Source organism: Collinsella sp. BA40 (assembly GCF_008014645.1).
GTDB lineage: Bacteria > Actinomycetota > Coriobacteriia > Coriobacteriales > Coriobacteriaceae > Collinsella.
The window spans coordinates 12161-29610 of the sequence record NZ_VOWY01000021.1; the positions used below are offsets into that span (position 1 = coordinate 12161).

A 17450-nucleotide genomic window follows, 5' to 3' on the forward strand; every position below is an offset into this window, starting at 1 on the left:
TCCGTAGGCCATTATGCCCCCGATTGCCCGCCGGCATGCTCGCGAATCGCGACGCGGCCGGGGCGGGGCGTCCTACATGCGCTCCGCTATATCGAGCACCATGCGCTCGGTCTTCTCCCAACCCAGGCACGCATCGGTGATGGACCTTCCGTACACGCCGCCGTCGACCGGCTGGTTGCCATCTTCCAGATAGCTCTCCACCATGAATCCGCGCACCAGGCGGTCGACGTCTGCGCTGCGGCGGCACGAGTCGAGCACCTCCTTGCAGATACGCGGCTGCTCGAGCGGGCGCTTGCCGGAGTTGTCGTGGTTGCAATCGACCACCACGGCGGGGTTGGCGTACGCCTGCGCCGTATAGCGCTCCGCCAGGCGCTCGAGGTGCTCGTAATGGTAGTTGGGATAGGTGCGCCCGTCCAGGCCGATGTAGCCGCGCAGCACCGCATGGGCCAACGGGTTGCCCTCGGTCTCGACCTCCCAGTTGCGGTAGATGAAGCACTGCGGGGCCTGCGCGGCATAGATGGAGTTGAGCATGACCGTGGTTGACCCGGCCGTGGGGTTCTTCATGCCCACGGGAACCGAGATGCCCGACGCCACCAGCCGGTGCTCCTGGTTCTCCACGGAGCGAGCCCCCACCGCCACGTAGGACAGCAGGTCGAACAGATACTGGTTGTTAGCGGGATAGAGCATCTCGTCGGCCGTGAAGAAGCCCGTCTCCTCGATCACACGCAGATGCATGCGGCGGATGGCCTTCACGCCCTCAAGGAGGTCGTCGGCGCCCTGGGGGTCGGGGTTGTGAAGCAAGCCCTTGTAGCCCGTACCGCGGGTGCGCGGCTTGTTGCTGTAGACGCGCGGAACGATGAGCAGCCGCTCGCGCACGCGCTCCTGCAGCGCGGCGAGCCGCGTCATGTACTCGAGCACGGAATCCTCGCGGTCGGCCGAGCACGGGCCGATGATGAGCAAGCGGCGGCGGTCCTCGCCTCGGAAGATGGCGGCGACCTGCGCGTCGAGGGCGCATTTGGCGCGCACGAGCCCGGGGCGCAGCGGCATCTCCTCGCGGATCTGCTTGGGGATGGGCAGCTGGCGCTTGAACTGCATAGACATAGGACCCCTTCGGTATCGCGGACGACGCCGCGCGAATTCCGGCGCACGGGCGGATCGACCGGATCGGTGATGAGACGAATTATGCACCCGCAACGGAGCACGGTGCGGCAGCAGGGCGCGCTTACATCCAAGCTGCGGGCACGCGGGGTACAATGACCCCATGGTCCACGCCCGCAACGAGGGCACGTTCCCAAGGAGACACCATGGCCAACGATTTCCTCATCGTCGTCGACATGCAAACCGATTTCGTCTCGGGCTCGCTGGGCACGCCCGAAGCGCGTTCGATCGTTGCCGCGGTCGCCGAGCGCGCCGCCGCGTTCGAGGGCACCGTGGTGTTCACCCGCGACACGCACGACGCATGCTACGCCGACACGCAGGAAGGTCGCTGCCTGCCCGTCGCGCACTGCCGACGCGGCACGTCCGGCTGGGAGCTCGTCGACGAGCTGGAGCACGTGCGGCGCGACCGCGATTGCCTGGTGTTCGACAAGCCGTCGTTCGGCTCGCTCGAGCTGGCAACCTGGCTCGTCGAGCAGGACAGCGTCGAGCCGATCGACTCCATCGAGCTCGTGGGTCTGTGCACCGATATCTGCGTGGTCAGCAACGCCCTGCTCATCAAGGCGAACCTGCCCGAGGTGCCCCTGCGCGTCGAATCCTCCCTATGCGCCGGCGTGACCCTGGCTGCGCACGATGCCGCCCTCGCCACCATGCGCAGCTGCCAGATCGAGGTGCTGTAACAGTGTCGAAGCGCCTCTAGCAGACGCCCTGCCGCGACAGGAAGTCGAAGGCGAGGTCGACCCAGGCGCGCACGGAGCGCTGGCGCTCGGCGTTCTCGGCCTCGGTGTTGCGGTTGGCCATGGACAGCCCGTGGCCGCCTTCGCTGAACACGTGCAGCTCGTGGGGAACGCCCTCCGCGGCCATGCGCGCCGCGAACGGATAGACCTGGGCGACCGGCGCCGTCTTATCGTCCGCCGCGCACCACACGAACGTGGGCGGCATGCTGCGGTTCACGCTGGTGGTGGGGCAGATCTCGACGAGGTGCTCGTCGGTGGCCTCGCCGCCCGTCACCATGGCGAGGAAATCGTTGAGCAGGTCGCGGCCGGTCTTGCCGCCGGTCTTGGGGACGCGCAGGTCGATGCGCGGGTCGCGCGTCTGCTGGTCGCGCAGGTAGGCGAAATCGATCACCGGGTAGCACAGGATGGCGGCGTCGGGACGGATGTCGTCGGGGCGCGCGGCGGCCAGCGCCGCGAACGGCCCCTTCTTCCAACCGCACGCCAGGGATGCGCAGATGAAACCGCCCGCAGAGAAGCCGATGGCCACGACCTTCTGAGGATCGACGTTCCACGCCCCCGCGTTGAGACGGATGGTGGCGATCATCTTGGCAAGGTCGGCCTGCGGGTTGGGATACGAGACGTCGCCGGTGGAACTCGTCACGTAATCGAGCACGAAGGCCTGGAAGCCGCGGCTGAGGAATTCGAACGCCACGGGGTCCTGCTCATGGGGCGCCACATGCGTAAAACCGCCGCCGCCGCAGATCACCACGGCCGGACGCGGGCGCGCGTCCGCCTCCGGCAGCTTCTCGGCCAGGTACGCGGTATAGGTCGCCGGATATACCGGCGTGGTCTCGTCGCCCCACAGGGCGTGCTGTTCGATGATCATGTACGCTTCTTTCTGCTTACATCCGCCATGCAGGCGAATCGCGGGCCGTGTGCCATGTAAAAGGGGCCCGCTGCTCGCGAGCCCCGTACGGGTTGATTAAAAATCGCAGCTACCGACGGTGCGCGGGTGCGGCAGGACGTCGCGGATGTTGCCAACGCCCGTGAGGTACATCACGAGGCGCTCGAAGCCCAGACCGAAGCCGGCGTGCTTGCAGGTGCCGTAGCGGCGCAGGTCGAGGTAGTACTTGTACTGCTCGGGATCCATGCCCAGCTCGGCGATGCGGCGCTCGAGCACATCGAGGCGCTCCTCGCGCTGGGAGCCGCCGATGATCTCGCCGATGCCGGGGACCAGGCAGTCGGCCGCCGCGACGGTCTTGCCGTCATCGTTCAGGCGCATGTAGAAGGCCTTGATCTCGGCCGGGTAGTCGGTCACGAACGTGGGGCACCTGAAGTGCTCCTCGGTGAGGAAGCGCTCGTGCTCGGTCTGCAGGTCGATGCCCCAGCTCACGGGATAGTCGAACGTGTGGCCGGCGGCGACGGCGTCCTCGAGGATCTTCACGGCGTCGGTGTAGGTCACGCGGGCGAAATCGGAGTTCGCCACGTGGGTGAGGCGCTCGATGAGGCCCTTGTCCACGAACTTGTTGAGCATGGCGAGCTCGTCGGGGCAGCGGTCCATGACGTCGCGAATGACGTATTTGAGCATGTCCTCGGCCATGTCCATATCGTCGGCGAGATCGGCGAAGGCGATCTCGGGCTCGATCATCCAGAACTCGGCGGCATGGCGCGTGGTGTTGGAGTTCTCGGCGCGGAAGGTGGGTCCGAAGGTGTACACGTCGCCGAAGGCCATGGCGAAATTCTCGGCGTTGAGCTGGCCGGACACGGTGAGCGAGGCGGCCGTGCCGAAGAAGTCCTGGCTGAAGTCCACGTTGCCCTTATCGTCCAGCGGCGGGTTGGCCGGATCGATGGTGGTGACGTGGAACATCTCGCCGGCGCCCTCGCAGTCGCTCGCGGTGATGATGGGGGTGTTCACGTAGACGAAGCCGCGGTCCTGGAAGAAGCGGTGGATGGCGGCGGCGGCTACGGAGCGTACGCGGAAGACGGCGCGGAACAGGTTGGTGCGCGGGCGCAGGTGCTGCTGGGTACGCAGGAACTCCACGGTGGCGCGCTTCTTCTGCAGCGGGTAGTCCGGGGCGGAAGCGCCCTCGACCACGATCTGGGTCGCTGCGAGCTCGAAGGGCTGAGGCGCGTCCGGGGTGAGCTTGAGCTCGCCGGTGCAGATGAGCGCCGCCGAGACGTTTTGATGCGCGATCTCATCGTAGTTCTCGAGCGCGTCGCGGTTCATAACGACCTGCAGGTCCTTGAAGCAGCTGCCGTCGTTGAGCGTGACGAAACCGAAGTTCTTCATGTCGCGGACGGACTTGACCCATCCGGCAACGGTGACCTGCTGGCCGCCGAGCGCCTCGGCATCGGCGTATAGCTGGGCGATCTTGGTGCGATCCATACCAAACCCTTCCATCATGTGCTGATGACGTTAATGTTCCGACCTCTTATTCTATCAGCTGCGAGATTCAGTGCGGCGCCGTGCAAATGTTCCGATTTTTCCCATCGATTCTCGAATTCTCTCGGTACACGCTCCTTTTTAGCGTGAGATTCCTGGGCAAACGCCGTCCCCGCACTCGGTCTACCCGGCGTTTTTCAAAAACGATGGGAAAATTCGCCAGAATTGCGCACGGAGCCGCCCCGCACTCGGCACCTGCATCGAAACGCATGGTGCCCCGCAAGCCCCTGTTGACATATTATTTAGATTGTTGTCTAATTCTTTAATCGTCAGCGCGCATCGAACTGCAGCGAACAGCGCGCCGATGCCGTTCCAACACACGAGATAGGAGCACCTATGGGAGGAGAAGCGTTCAAGGCGCTCGCGGACCCCACGCGACGACGCATCCTCGAACTACTGCGATGCGGCGACCTCACAGCGGGTCAGCTCGCCGAGCACTTCGACATGACCAAGCCATCCATCAGCCACCACCTCAACGCCCTCAAGGCAGCCGGGCTCGTCGACGCCGAACGCGCCGGGCAGTCGATCGTCTACAGCCTGAATACCTCCGTGCTGCAAGACCTTATGAGCTGGTTTCTCACCTTCACCGACAGGAGCGATTCCAATGACCGATAACATCCACGACAAGCAGGGAGCGGCGCCCCGCGCCAACGGCGAGCAGCCCGAAACGCGCCGGACCTCCCCCATCGGACGCCGAACGCTGATCGCGCTCGCAGCCCTGTGCATCCTCAGCTTCCTGGGGCACCTCGCCCTGCTACCGCAGCTACCCGACATGGTGCCCACGCACTGGGACGCCGCGGGCAACGTCGACGGCTGGAGCAGCCGGCTCTCGACGCTCGGCCTCGACATCCTGCCCCTCGGCCTGCTCCTCCTCTTCCACGTGCTTCCCGGCATAGACCCGCGCGGCCGCGCATACGAGCGCATGGGTTCGTTCTACACGGGGTTCGTCGCGGTCTTCACGCTCTTCATGATCGGGATGACATGGACCACGGAGCTCGTCGTATTCGGCATCATGCCGCAAAACGGCAGCCCCATCGGAATCATCGTCGGCACGTGCCTGGGCCTCGGCCTCATCCTGCTTGGCAACTACCTGCCCAAGGTCAAGCGCAACTACACGTTTGGATGCAAGACGCCATGGGCGCTCGACAGCGACCAGAACTGGCGGCTCACGCATCGGTTCGGCGGTACGGCCATGGTCGTCGCCGGCATCGCCGTCGCCGTATCCGGGCTGTTCTCGAAGCAGCTGGGCGGCGCGGCGCCAGCAATCCTGCTGATCGCGGTCATCGGGTCGAGCGCGTCCATCTACCTGTATAGCTACCTCGTATTCCGCCACGGCAACAAACCGCTGCGCGTGCGATAGACCGGGCGGTCCCGCCATGCAAGATGCCTCCCATCGCTCGAGGGCCGTACCCGGGCGATGGGAGGCAATCTATTACGCGAGCGAGGCGTTGGCGCGAGAAAGCGGACGAGAGACGCCGACCGGACTCGAAAGGGCCCGCGGGCGCCTACACGGGACTGGGGGAATCGTCGCGGATGACCGCGCGGGCGATCATCGAGAGCACCGCGATCGCAACGACGCGGGCATCGTCGAGCACCTCGACATCGTACACGTCGCCGCGCAGCGCCGGGATCTGCTTGGCGCGCGCCATCACCCGCCCGCCTTCCGTGCGAATCTCGAATCGGCTCGTCCATGCACGGCGCGTCACGACCATCCATCCCTGCGGCTGCACGCGGATGACCGCCTCGTCCGTCTTGGCGGACACGCGAAACGAGCGCTTCAGGTCCATCGACACCCCGCTGCGGAAGTCTATATGGTGCGCGCGGTCCTTATCATCCGACCGGCTCGTACGATAGCATGCGACCTCGGTCCCCGATGCATCGACCACGCGCGTCGTACGCGGAGACGACAGCGGGTCGGTGTGCGCGGTGAACAGCACCTCCCCATCGACGGTCGAGACCTCGAGCCCGCTGTGCACGCTGGCGAGCTTGGACGAGATACGGAGCTTCATGGTTCCTCCTTGCGCTGCGAACGCAACCTATAAGCCTGCCATGTTTATTCCCGTTTTCCGCCCCGATGCACACATCTCCGTGCCACGTTCCCCGCAGGCATGCCGCCTGCAACGAAAAACGGCCGGGAGCGCACCCGCCCCCGGCCGTCATGGATACTCGTGGCGCACGGTCGGCCCCGCATCGGCAGCGGGACGCGTGCCTAGCTCAGCAGCATGCGGTCGTTTGCCAGCTCGCCGCCGGAGACCTCCTCGAACTTGCGAAGCAGGTCGGGAACGGTCAGGCGCTTCTTCTCCTCGCCGGCCACGTCGTAGATCACCCGGCCGTCGCACATCATGATGAGACGGTTGCCCAGGCGAATCGCATCGTTCATGTTGTGCGTCACCATGAGCGTGGTGAGGCCGCGCTCGGCCACGATCTGCTCGGTGAGGTCGAGCACCTTCGCAGCCGTCTTGGGATCGAGCGCCGCGGTGTGCTCGTCGAGCAGCAGCAGCTTGGGGTCGGTGAGCGTGGCCATGAGCAGCGTGAGGGCCTGACGCTGGCCGCCCGAGAGCAAGCCCACCTTGGCGGTCATGCGCTTCTCCAGCCCGAGACCCAGGCGAGCGAGGAGCTCGGGATACTCGTCCTTCTCCTGCTTGGTGATGCCCCATGCCAGGCCGCGGCGCTTGCCGCGGCGGCGGGCAAGGGCGAGGTTCTCGTCGATCTGCATATCGGCCGCCGTGCCGCGCATAGGGTCTTGGAACACGCGTCCCAGGTACTTGGCGCGACGGGGCTCGGACAGGCGCGAGATGTCCACGCCGTCCAGCTCGATGGTGCCGGAATCGAGCGGGTAGACGCCGGCGATCATGTTGAGCAGCGTGGACTTGCCCGCGCCGTTGCCGCCGATCACGGTTACGAAATCGCCGTCGGCAAGCGTGAGGTCAACGCCGGTGAGGGCGCGTTTCTCGGTAACGGTGCCGGCGTTGAAGGTCTTCTTCACATGGGACAGCTTAAGCATCTGCCTCACCGCCCTTCGTGTAATGAGCACGCAGCTTGTACTTCTCCCACACCACCGGTACGCACAGCGCCAGCGCCACGATCACGGCGGAGAGCAGCTTCATATCGTTGGCGTTCATGCCCATCTGCAAAACGACGGCACGGATGAGGAAATACACCACGGAACCGGCCACGGCCGAGACCAGGCGGCTCTTGAAGCCCACGAGCTTGCCCGGGGTGAGGCGGCCGAGCACCTCGCCGATGACGATGGCGGCCAGGCCGATCACGATAGCGCCCGTGCCCATGCCGATATCGGCGTATTTCTGGCTCTGGCAGATGAGGCCGCCGGAAAGGCCCACCAACGCGTTGGCGAGCATGAGGGCGATCATCTTCGTCTTGGCGGTGGAAACGCCCAGCGCGCGAATCATATCCTCGTTGTTGCCGGTGGCGCGCAGCGCGCTGCCGATCTCGGTGCCGAAGAACCAGTACAGCGCGGCGATGATGGCCACCGCCACGATGAGGCCCACGACGATGGACGCCACGTTGGCGGAGAGCCCGGTCATCTCAGTCATGCGAGAGAAGATCGTGTCGCTCTGCAGCAGCGGGGTGTTGGACTTGCCCATGATGCGCAGGTTGATGGACCACAGGGCGATCTGCGTAAGGATGCCGGCGAGGATCGCGGGGATCTCGAGCACGGTATGCAGAAAGCCGGTGACCGCTCCGGCGACCATGCCGGCGAGCATGGCGGCGACGATGGCGATAAGCGGATCGACACCCGCCACCACCAGGACGGCGCACACGCTGCCGCCCAGCGCAAAGCTGCCGTCAACCGTCAGATCCGCAATATCGAGCAGCTTATAGGTGATAAACACCCCAAGTACCATAATGCCCCAGAGTATGCCCTGGGAAACGGCTCCAAGTAGAGCTCCGCCCATCTCGTCCCTCCTTGCCAGGTAAGTTCGCTGAGCCAAAAGAACCCCGGCGGTCATGTCCGCCGGGGTCGCTTCGCACAACGATGCTATCTATATGGCTGTTAGTCTAACATGCGCGCGCACGGGCCCGCTGTCGCATCGGTGCTCGTAATGCTTCAGAAATATGCGGCTTCGACCAACCGGGGCGGCTGAAAGCCGCGATCCCGCGAACTCGTGGCGGCGAAAGCCGCCTCCGCATGCGCGAACCAGGACCTACGCGCTCACGTCGGTACCGCCGTCGGCGGTCAGCGGAGCCGTATCCACGCCCAGCAGCTCGGCGGTCTTGCCGTTGAACACCACATCGCACTCGGCGGCGCTCATCTGCTGAACGGGCATCTCGGCCGGATCGGCGCCATCGGCCAGGATCTGAATGGCCATCTCGCCGGCGCGGCGCCCGAGCTCCTCGTAGTTGATGGAGATGCTCGCCAGGCCGCCGGCCTCCACATGGGCGACCTCGCCGCAGATGGTGGGGATCTTCGCCTCGTTGGCGATCATGGCGATGGTCGTCATGGCCGATGCGATGGTGTTGTCCGTGGGCGTGTAGATGGCATCGACCTTGCCCACCATCGACTCGACGACCTGCTGCACCTCGTTGGAGCTCGAGGCGGTGAACTCCACCGGCTCCAAACCGAGCTTCTTGAGCTCGGCGCTCGCCAGGTCGATCTGGATCTTGGAATTGGGCTCGGCGGTGCAGTAGAGCAGACCGACGGCCTTGGCCCCGGGCAGCAGGCGCTGCAGCAGGTCGATCTGCTCGGCCACGGGATTCATATCGGAGGTGCCCGTCACGTTGCCGCCGGGGGCGTCGCCGTCCTCCACCAAGCCGGCGGCCACGAAGTCGGTGATAGCGGTGCACACCACGGGGATCTCGGACGTGGCGCCCACCATGGACTGGGCGGCCGGCGTGCCGATCGCCAGCACCAGGTCGCAGCCGTCGTTGACGAACTTGCTCGCGATGGTCTGGCAGGCCGACTGGTCGTTCTGCGCGTTTTGCTGGTCGATTGCGACGGCGATGCCGTCGGCCTCGAGCGCGGCCACGAAACCCCTGTTGGCCGCGTCGAGCGCGGGATGCTCGGTAAGCTGCAGCACACCCACCTTGCGAGCGCCGGCAGCAGGGGTCGACCCGCCCTGCGGCGCGTCCTGGCTCGAGCAGCCGGCGAGCCCCAGGCCGCCGGCGACGGCCAGCGCGGCGGCGCCGGCAAAGCCCTTGGCGAACATACGACGGGAGCAAACGATGCGATCCATGGCGAATCTCCTTTGATAAGCGCGTCTGGCGCGGGTACGGGTCACATATGCGATAAGCGGACCATCCGATACGGTCCTATACGAGAGGGCCGCACTGCCCCGCCGCCTTGCCGGCAACGTGACGGTGCGGTCCCCCGGATATGACCCTGCGTGTCGAAGAGCCCTAGACGAACCGAGCGTCCTTCAGAGCGGAAACGTCGATACCGAGCGCGTCAGCGGTTGCCTTGTTCACGATAAGCTGGCACTCGTCGCTCGACAGATACTCGATGGGCATCGTCGCGGGGTCCGATCCTTCCTTCAGAATCTTAACAGCCATCTGCCCCGCTTTGTAGCCCAGGTCGCGATAGTTGATGCTATACGACGCCAGGCCGCCATCGCTCACCATGGTGTCGCAGCCCGCGATGACCGGCAGCCCGTTGTCGGTTGCGACCATGGAGACCGTGGCCATGCCCGCGGCGATGGTGTTATCGGTGGGAGCGTAGATAGCGTCGACCTTGCCCACCATCGACTCGACCATCTGCTGGATCTCGTTGGAAGAGGACACGGAATAGCGCTCGTGGGCGATGCCCGCGCGGTCGAGCGCCTCCTCGGCAAGCGAAACCTGCACGTCGGAGTTGGATTCAGCCGAGCAATACAGGATACCCACGGTCTTGGCATCGGGGATGAGCTGCATGAGCAGGTCGATCTGATCGGCCACCGGAGTGAGGTCGGAGGTGCCGGTGACGTTGGCGCCCGGCGCCTCGTTGGAGGCCGCCAGGCCGCTGGCCGCGTAGTCGGTGATGGCCGAGCCAACCACGGGGATCTCGGTCGTGGCGCCCGCGACGGCCTGGGCCGCCGGCGTGGCGATGGCGAACACGAGGTCATCGCCATCGCTCACGAGCTTGCTGGCAATGGTCTGGCAGGTAGACTGGTCGTTCTGCGCGTTTTGCTGGTCGACCGTATACGGGATACCCGATTCGTCGAGCGCCTCGATGAAGCCCTTGTTGGTCTGGTCGAGCGCGCCGTGCTCGGTAAGCTGCAGCACGCCGATCTTGTAGGAGCCGTCGGAGCCGGGAGCGTCCGCAGAGCCGCAGGCGCTCAGCGCGAGCGCGGTGCACATCGTGGCCGCAAAAGCGGCGCCCCTTCGAACGAGGTTGATACGCTTCATGGCAACCATCCTTTCACTGTGCCCGTGCGGTCGCGCTCACGGCTCCGCCGTTTTCATTCGTCCCGCCGCGCGTCGTCGCGCCGCGGCTTGGCACAAGATGTTAGCGAGTACGCGCCCGCCGTTGCGGCACGGGCCCCGAGGACACAGGTTGTTAACCTTGTGCCGCCGTCCGCATTCACGAGATGCGGGCGCGCGCGGCGCGCAAGCGGGTATCATGGGCGGTATCGACGACGTGAAGGAGCAGCATGAACGACATCATCACCCAGGCCGTGCATATCATCCAGCTCGATTGGGTCCAGAAGGCCTTCTGGACCGTGCTGCTCGTGCTGGCAACCAGCCTTGTCTCCCGCGTGACCTCGCGGGCGCTGCGCCACCTGCTCAACCAGGACAGCAACCCGCTACCCAGCTCGTCCATCATCATCAACATCGCCCGCACCACCATCTGGGTGGTGGGAGCGAGCATCGTCCTCGACGGCATCTTCGGTATCAACGCCAACGCGATCATCACCACGCTGGGCGTCGGAGGTATCGCCATCTCCCTGGGCTTCCAAGACACGCTGTCCAACCTCATCGGCGGCCTACAGGTCACGTTCATGGGCATCGTCAAGCCTGGCGACAACATCGAGGTCGGGGCCGAATCCGGCGTGGTGCAGGATGTCAGCTGGCGCCACACCACCATCCGCGACATCCTGGGCCAGACGGTCATCATCCCTAACTCGATCATCTCCAAGACCGCGCTCGTGCACCTGCTGCCCGCCAGCCGCGTGGTGGTGCCGTTCGCCGTGCCGCACGCCGCTGGCGCCGACGGCGATGCGCCCACCGTGACCTGCGACACCGACCAGATCGCCACCAAGCTCGGCGGCATCGCGCTGGCCGCCGCCAACTCGGTCTGCACGGTCGTCGAGGGACCGCGCGTGCTGTTCTCCGAGATCACGGAGTTCGGCATCAAGGGCAAGATCATCTTCGTGCTGGAAGACGCCAGCAAGACGAGCCTCGCGGCCGACGCCGTGGTGCGCGCCATCGCCCGCGAAATCTAGGCGCCGCCCCACACGGGGCGCGGCGCGACGGCCAGTCCTAAAGACGCCGCAAGGCGCCCGCGCGCAGCCGGTCCGCCCCAATCCTTCAGCGCGGCCGCCCGCTTCAGCCGCGCGCTCGGCGCGCCAGGTCCGCCTCGCCCTCGAATTCCCCACAGACCATGCCGGCCTCCTTATAACGAAAGACCGCGAAGCCGGCGCGAGCCGACTCCGCGGTCCCTTTGCATACAGGGCGGCTATCGCCGAATTAAACAGCGGCGAGCAAGGGTGACAGCTCGCCCACCGCAAGGAGCGTGACCTGATGCATCGCGCGCGACACCGCGGTATAGAGCCTGCGGCGCGCCAGCGGCGTATCGGGGTACGTCCGCGCGTCGGCATCAGCGATGACCACGTGGTCGAACTCGAGCCCCTTCGCCATGGACAGGGTCACGATCACCACGCCCGAGGCGGGCAGCGACTGCGATTTCTTGAGTACCGGCACCTCGTTGTCCAGAAGCTTCGCCAAGCGATAGGCGGTCTTGCCGTCGTGCGCCACGATGGCCGTAAGCCCCGCGGACTCGTCCTCGCGCGCACGCGTCGCCTCGCCGACGAGCCCCCGCAGGGCGGCCGCCAGCTCGTCGTCGTTCCCCAGCACCTCGCGGCGCGGCTCCAGGCCGGCGCGGCGCACGCTCGCCAGCTTGATATCGTCGCCCATGTTGACGAGCGCCGAGAAGACCGCCGTGACCTCGGGGCTCGAGCGATAGCTGGTGAGCAGGCGGCACACGTCCACCGAGCCATGCGTATCGGTGAAGATCCGCCGTATCTCGTCGAACGACGCGGTGCCCTCGCGGATCGCCTGGTTCTGGTCGCCCAGCAGCAGGAAGTGCGCGCCGGAGAAGAACTTGGCCAGGACCTTAAGCTGGGCGACCGAGTAGTCCTGGACCTCGTCCACCATGACAAACTTCGCATCGGTGGCGCCGCGGCCGCAGATAAGCAGGCGCAGGTAGAGAAGCTCGGTGGCCGACAGCGTCTTCTTGCCCAGCATGCGCATGCCGATGCGGTCGAGCTTGAGCCAGCTCAGACGGTCGATGGCCGCCTCGGCGGGCGCCAGGAACAGCTGGTCCACGTAACAGCGCGTGAGCTCGGCCGTATCGTCCTCGCCCGTGGGCGTGGCAGCGCAGCCCAGCAGACGAATCTGCTCCTCGACGTCGAGGCCCAGCATGCGCTCCTGCCACACGTCGTCGCGGGCCATGGCGGCCAGGCGGCGGTCCAGGCGGTTGCGCAGCTCGTCGGTGACGAGGGCCACGAAGCGCGGGCCGATGCCGTACTGCATGAACTTGGCGACGACCCCGAAGATCTGGCCGCCGCTCAGCAGCACCTCGTCGTCCACCACGATGGAACGCAGGTCGTCGTCCTCGATCGACAGGCCGGGCATGCCCGCCTCGAGCAGCTCGAGCGAGAGCGCCGGCGTGTTCGAGCCGTCGTCTCGGTTGCCCGCACCCTGCTCGTCCACGAAATCGCGCCAGGTGTACAGGCGCGGGTTGGCCTCACCCATCGAGGGCAAGACGCCGTCGATATAGCGCTCGAAGACCTCGTTGGGGCTGAACAGGTAGACCTGGTCGGCCGAAAGCGTCTCGTGCTGGTGATACAGCAGGTAGGCGATGCGCTGCAGCATGACCGAGGTCTTGCCGGAGCCCGCGATACCGTTGACCAACATGACCGGCACGTCCTCGTGGCGCACGACCTCGTTTTGCTCGCGCTGAATCGTGGCGGTGATGGCCTGCAGCTTCTCGGAATGGTGCCGGCGCAGCGCGTTGAGCAGGAGCGAGTCCTCGATGGCCACCGTGGTGTCGAAGTAGGCGTGCAGGCGGTCGCGCTCGATATCGAACTGGCGGCGCAACTCGAGCTCCACCGTCTTGACGCGGCCGTTCACCGTGTAGCTGGTAGTGCCGTTCTCCTGGTTGTAATAGGTCTCGGCGATGGGATTGCGCCAGTCCACCACGAGCGGCGTGTGGCGCTCGTCGGTAATACCGGCCGCACCGATGTAGACGTCTCGCGCCGAGCGGTCGGGGCGCATCTTCAGGCGCACCTTGGCGAAATAGGGCTGACGAAGAAGGAGCAGCACCTTGCGCAGCCGGTCGACGCTGAAATCGTGGAACTGGTTATACGCGTCGATGACGGCGTTGAGCGTCTCGATGGCCGCCAGGGTCTCCATGGTCTCGTCCGCTCCGCCGAAGTCGGGACGGATCTCTTCACTCATGGTGACCAGGTCGGCCGCGGCCTGCTTGTGGTCGTGCTCGAGCTGATGGGTCAGGTCGTCGCGAAAGCCCAGCAGCCGGGCATAGAGCTCGTCGAGATGCGCCTGCTCTTCGTCGAATACCGGATCGTCTTCTCTCATGGTCCCTCTCAATCGGTTGCATGCGTTGAGCGCAAACCAGTGTACCCCACCGCCCGTACGCGAGACGAACGGCAACACAAGATACGCACCGCGCGGGGCGTCGGCGCTCCCATCGGCATCGTCGCCGGGCGACCGGGGCGCCACGTGCGCGGCGCCGGTACCCCCATCAGCGTAGTTGCCAGGCGGTCCGGGGCGCCAGGTGCGCGGCGCCGGCGTTCCTCGGGCGAGCCATTTCGCCAGGTGCACGGCGCCGGCGTCAGATTTTTAGCATACGGGCCGTGGCCAGCAGATTTTCTCCCACAAAGGCTCTATGCCGGGCCTTTGCCGTCAGGATTTTGCGCATAGGAGGCGCCACGGTTCATAAATATCCCAGCAAAACGGAGGACCCGCGGTTTTCTCCCGCCAAGACGGGCGGAAAGTGCCCGTTGGCGTCAGGAAACCGCGGAGCAGCTCGCTGGCGTCAGGAAACCGCGCGCGGCGACAGGCCGAAACGGCCCTCAAAAAAGCAAGCCGAGGCTGAAACGGTCCGACGACAGCGAGCTGAAACGACGGACCGGCGCAAGCAGCGTCCAAGCGGCGCGCGCGACGCTCGCCCCTTCGCAAGAAAGCGAACGTCGAACGCACTAGGAGCGACGCCAGCGGTTGAGCACGGCGGCAAGCTCGTGGAGACGGGGCCGCGCGAGATCGCAGGGCGCGTCACCATGCTCGGCCAGCGCCGAGAAACCCTCGCGATCAAGCAGCGCCCCGAGTTCGCGCGCCGCGCGGGCAACCGGGACTCCGGGCGCCACCACGCCGCGCTGCAGGCCCACGCGGACGAGCTGGGCGATGGCGCGCGTCTGGGCGGGATCGACGAGCTGCTCGACCAGACGAACATCGGCCAACCCATCCCCCACCTGCAGGGAATCGCATCCACTTGTGCGCACCTTGGTGCGCTCGCCCGCCATGCCGCGACCCCGAGGCCCGGCGCTTTCGAATCCACCGCCGGAACCCATCGCCCGCCCGCCGCGGCCGCGTCCGCCCCCGGCGCCGCCTCGGCCGCCGTCGCCCACGGTACCGCGGCCCGCGCCGCGCGCCCTGGAACCAGGCGCGCCCCCGAACGCCGTTCCGAGCACATGGCCGGCAACCGGGAGCTCGAACGCTGCAGCCCGCGGCGTTACCGGCGCGTCCAGATGCTCGCACACCGCGCGCGCATGCGAGGTGATATCGACCACCCGGTACCGGTCGAGCTGCAGCACGCAATCGGCAACGGAGAAATACGCACCCGAACTTCCCGCCACGATCACGCAGCTCACGCCCGCCTGCTCCCACAAATCGCGGACGCGCTCGGCAAAGGGCGTGATGGGCTCGAACTCGCGCGCCACCACGGCCTCCATGAGCGCGTCGCGCACCATGAAGTTCGTGGCGCTCGTATCCTCATCGATCAGCAGGGTACGGGCGCCGGCCTCGAGCGCCTCGACGGTCGAGGCCGCCTGGGACGTTGAGCCGCTGGCATCCACCGTGGAGAAGCAAGAGGTATCGCGGCCGCCGGGCAGCTCGCGGATGAACAAGGAGATATCCACGCCGCTCACCGCGCGACCGTCCTCGGCGCGCAGCTTCACGGCCGAAGGATCGGTGAGCACGAGCTCGCGCCCGTCTCCCGCAACATGGTCGTACACGCCGTCCTGCAGCGCCTGCAGCAGCGTGGACTTGCCGTGGTAGCCGCCGCCCACGATGAGCGTGACGCCGCGCTTGATGCCCATACCCGCCACGTCCCCGCGATGTGGCAGGTTCAGCACCACGCGCCGCTCCTCCGGCGACTCGAACGGCAGAGCGTCGGCCATCGGTCGCTTCGACACGCCGCTCTCGCGCGGCAGCACCGAGCCGTTCGCCACGAAGCCTACCAAGCCGAGCTCCTCCATCTTCTCGCGCGCGGCGCGCTGGTCGTCGGCGAGCTCGACCGCGGCCCACGCCTGATCGAGCAGCCCGTCATCAGCGAACAGCGTTCGGTCGATGCACGCGGGCACGAAGTCCAGCAGCATGCGCGCGGCCGCGCGGCCGTCCACCGTGCGCCCGCGCGCCGGCAGGCCGGCTTCGAAGCGCAGGGTCACCGCGCCGTCCCGCACCTCGCACGCGGAACGGGATAACACCTCGGGTCCGGGCGACGCCGTGGCGAGCACGCCGCTCTTCCCCGAGCCGCCGGCACGCATGCTGAACGAAGCGAGCGTCCGCGCGAAGCGGCGCAGCAAGACGTCCTCCAGAGCGGTGCGTCGATGCCGCGCGTTCCACATGCCCTCGGGTATCCCGAGCGCATCGGCCGGTACCTGCGCCCGCATGCGCGACGGCGCGGCGAACGGGTCGCCCTGGACGCGCTCGATGTGCAGCTGGAAATCGCCGAAGTCGTACCCGCCCCGCACATCTTTGTATGCGGGGTATCCGCGCCCGTCGATCCGTTCGAGTTCGCGCACCAGGTCGCAATCGGTCCTCATCTGCATGGCCCCTTCCCTTCGCCTTGTCGACGCGCGGCATCGAGCTGCTCTACGCTGGTAAATAACAATGGGCGCCCGGTTTCCCAAGCGCCCATCCATAGTATCCCATTGTGTCCCGCGCCGATCGAGAGCCCCGAGCGCACCACGCTATGATGCACTCGAATCAGACGAGCCTTCCGCCACGCGGCGCGACGACCACAGGGTCGCCGTTCCCAGCAAAAGCAGCACGCCAACCAGTGCAAGCTGCATATCGCCCGTCGTCGGCAGGTCGAAGCCGGGTATCAAGCCGCCCGGCTTGTCGGGCTGCGGGCCCGGCACGTCCTCGAACTTGGGGTACGCGACGACATCGTATTCGAGCTTCCCGTCGACCGTGGCGGGCACGCCCACCAAAACCGGATCGACTAGCACGTCCTCGTTCTGGGGAGCGGTCTCGATACGAGCCACCAGATAGATGCCCGCGGCCAACTCCGCCGCACGGGCCCGGCCGGCATCGTCCGTCACGATGGTCGCGACGGGCGCCATGCCGTCGCGCAGGAATACCTCGTGCGCCGCCCTCGAACGCTCGCGCAGCCCCTCGGCATCCAGGGAGGACCAATCGCAGGACACCTCCTCGAAAGCAGGGAGCGTCGCATACCTGACGCCGCCGTTTTCAACCGATGCCGTGGCGACCGCCACGACGGCGTACCGGTCGCGCGCCACAGGGACAGACACCCCGTCGCGCTCGTGCATGCAGGCCAACGAGATGGATCCCAAAGGGGCAGCGGGCGCGATGCCCGGTGCAGCAAGAAGCGCGCACAGCGCCACCACGATGGCGCATGCAAGCGTCCTACCTTTTAAAGTGACCGCCTTCATACGGGCGCCCATTACAGTTTGAGCCGTCCGTAAGGGCGGCTCTTTCACCTTCAAGGCATTACGATT

15 protein-coding genes are annotated in these 17450 nt (G+C 66.3%); 4 read left to right on the top strand and 11 right to left on the bottom strand.

Translation table 11 applies throughout. From position 1 onward, the window contains the following. Positions 1-72 precede the first annotated feature (72 nt). Positions 73-1101 (bottom strand): 3-deoxy-7-phosphoheptulonate synthase, encoded by a 1029-nt coding sequence (locus E4J93_RS07855; protein WP_147588913.1) that lies wholly within the window; start codon positions 1099-1101, stop codon positions 73-75. Between the two features lie 203 nt (positions 1102-1304). Here E4J93_RS07855 and E4J93_RS07860 point away from each other — a divergent pair, with 203 nt between their 5' ends. Further along, positions 1305-1835, top strand: coding sequence for a cysteine hydrolase family protein (locus E4J93_RS07860; protein ID WP_147588914.1), 531 nt, complete (start codon positions 1305-1307; stop codon positions 1833-1835). Positions 1836-1851: 16 nt separating this feature from the next. On the opposite strand, the gene E4J93_RS07865 is transcribed toward E4J93_RS07860, so the two are convergent. After that, positions 1852-2757, bottom strand: a complete 906-nt coding sequence (locus tag E4J93_RS07865; RefSeq protein ID WP_147588915.1) for an alpha/beta hydrolase — start codon at positions 2755-2757, stop codon at positions 1852-1854. A 96-nt stretch (positions 2758-2853) separates the two neighbouring features. Continuing rightward, the gene (asnS, locus tag E4J93_RS07870; RefSeq protein ID WP_147588916.1) at positions 2854-4257 is read right to left on the bottom strand and encodes an asparagine--tRNA ligase; all 1404 of its coding nucleotides are present in this window, start codon (positions 4255-4257) and stop codon (positions 2854-2856) included. A 393-nt stretch (positions 4258-4650) separates the two neighbouring features. Between asnS and E4J93_RS07875 the strand changes: the two genes are divergently transcribed. Both E4J93_RS07875 and E4J93_RS07880 read left to right on the top strand, forming a co-directional pair. Next, positions 4651-4929: an autorepressor SdpR family transcription factor gene (locus tag E4J93_RS07875; protein WP_147588917.1), complete on the top strand. Its 279-nt coding sequence runs from the start codon at positions 4651-4653 to the stop codon at positions 4927-4929. Further along, entirely contained in the window at positions 4919-5674 is a 756-nt protein-coding gene (locus E4J93_RS07880) for an SdpI family protein (RefSeq protein WP_147588918.1), read from the top strand. The genes E4J93_RS07875 and E4J93_RS07880 overlap by 11 nt, the downstream gene beginning before the upstream one ends. A 145-nt stretch (positions 5675-5819) precedes the next feature. Here E4J93_RS07880 and E4J93_RS07885 read toward each other — a convergent pair whose 3' ends face one another. The 5 genes from E4J93_RS07885 to E4J93_RS07905 all read right to left on the bottom strand — a co-directional run bounded on the left by E4J93_RS07885 (position 5820) and on the right by E4J93_RS07905 (position 10656). Then, complete coding sequence (locus E4J93_RS07885; RefSeq protein ID WP_147588919.1) at positions 5820-6323, bottom strand: hypothetical protein; 504 nt, start codon at positions 6321-6323, stop codon at positions 5820-5822. A 200-nt stretch (positions 6324-6523) separates the two neighbouring features. Next, complete coding sequence (locus E4J93_RS07890) at positions 6524-7318, bottom strand: ABC transporter ATP-binding protein (RefSeq protein WP_147588920.1); 795 nt, start codon at positions 7316-7318, stop codon at positions 6524-6526. Beyond that, the gene (locus tag E4J93_RS07895) at positions 7311-8231 is read right to left on the bottom strand and encodes an ABC transporter permease (RefSeq protein ID WP_147588921.1); all 921 of its coding nucleotides are present in this window, start codon (positions 8229-8231) and stop codon (positions 7311-7313) included. Before E4J93_RS07895 ends, E4J93_RS07890 begins: the two co-directional genes overlap by 8 nt. Positions 8232-8480: 249 nt before the next feature. Further along, positions 8481-9509, bottom strand: coding sequence for an ABC transporter substrate-binding protein (locus E4J93_RS07900; protein WP_147588922.1), 1029 nt, complete (start codon positions 9507-9509; stop codon positions 8481-8483). 163 nt (positions 9510-9672) lie between these two features. Further along, complete coding sequence (locus tag E4J93_RS07905) at positions 9673-10656, bottom strand: ABC transporter substrate-binding protein (RefSeq protein WP_147588923.1); 984 nt, start codon at positions 10654-10656, stop codon at positions 9673-9675. Between the two features lie 245 nt (positions 10657-10901). On the opposite strand from E4J93_RS07905, the gene E4J93_RS07910 reads away from it, so the two are divergent. Further along, complete coding sequence (locus E4J93_RS07910; protein WP_147588924.1) at positions 10902-11693, top strand: mechanosensitive ion channel family protein; 792 nt, start codon at positions 10902-10904, stop codon at positions 11691-11693. A 244-nt stretch (positions 11694-11937) separates the two neighbouring features. On the opposite strand, the gene E4J93_RS07915 is transcribed toward E4J93_RS07910, so the two are convergent. The 3 genes from E4J93_RS07915 to E4J93_RS07925 all read right to left on the bottom strand — a co-directional run bounded on the left by E4J93_RS07915 (position 11938) and on the right by E4J93_RS07925 (position 17384). Continuing rightward, positions 11938-14067, bottom strand: coding sequence for an ATP-binding domain-containing protein (locus E4J93_RS07915; RefSeq protein ID WP_147588925.1), 2130 nt, complete (start codon positions 14065-14067; stop codon positions 11938-11940). Between the two features lie 623 nt (positions 14068-14690). Further along, positions 14691-16538: an ABC-ATPase domain-containing protein gene (locus E4J93_RS07920; protein WP_255431971.1), complete on the bottom strand. Its 1848-nt coding sequence runs from the start codon at positions 16536-16538 to the stop codon at positions 14691-14693. Between the two features lie 141 nt (positions 16539-16679). Then, entirely contained in the window at positions 16680-17384 is a 705-nt protein-coding gene (locus E4J93_RS07925) for a prealbumin-like fold domain-containing protein (protein WP_187231670.1), read from the bottom strand. Positions 17385-17450: the final 66 nt, after the last annotated feature.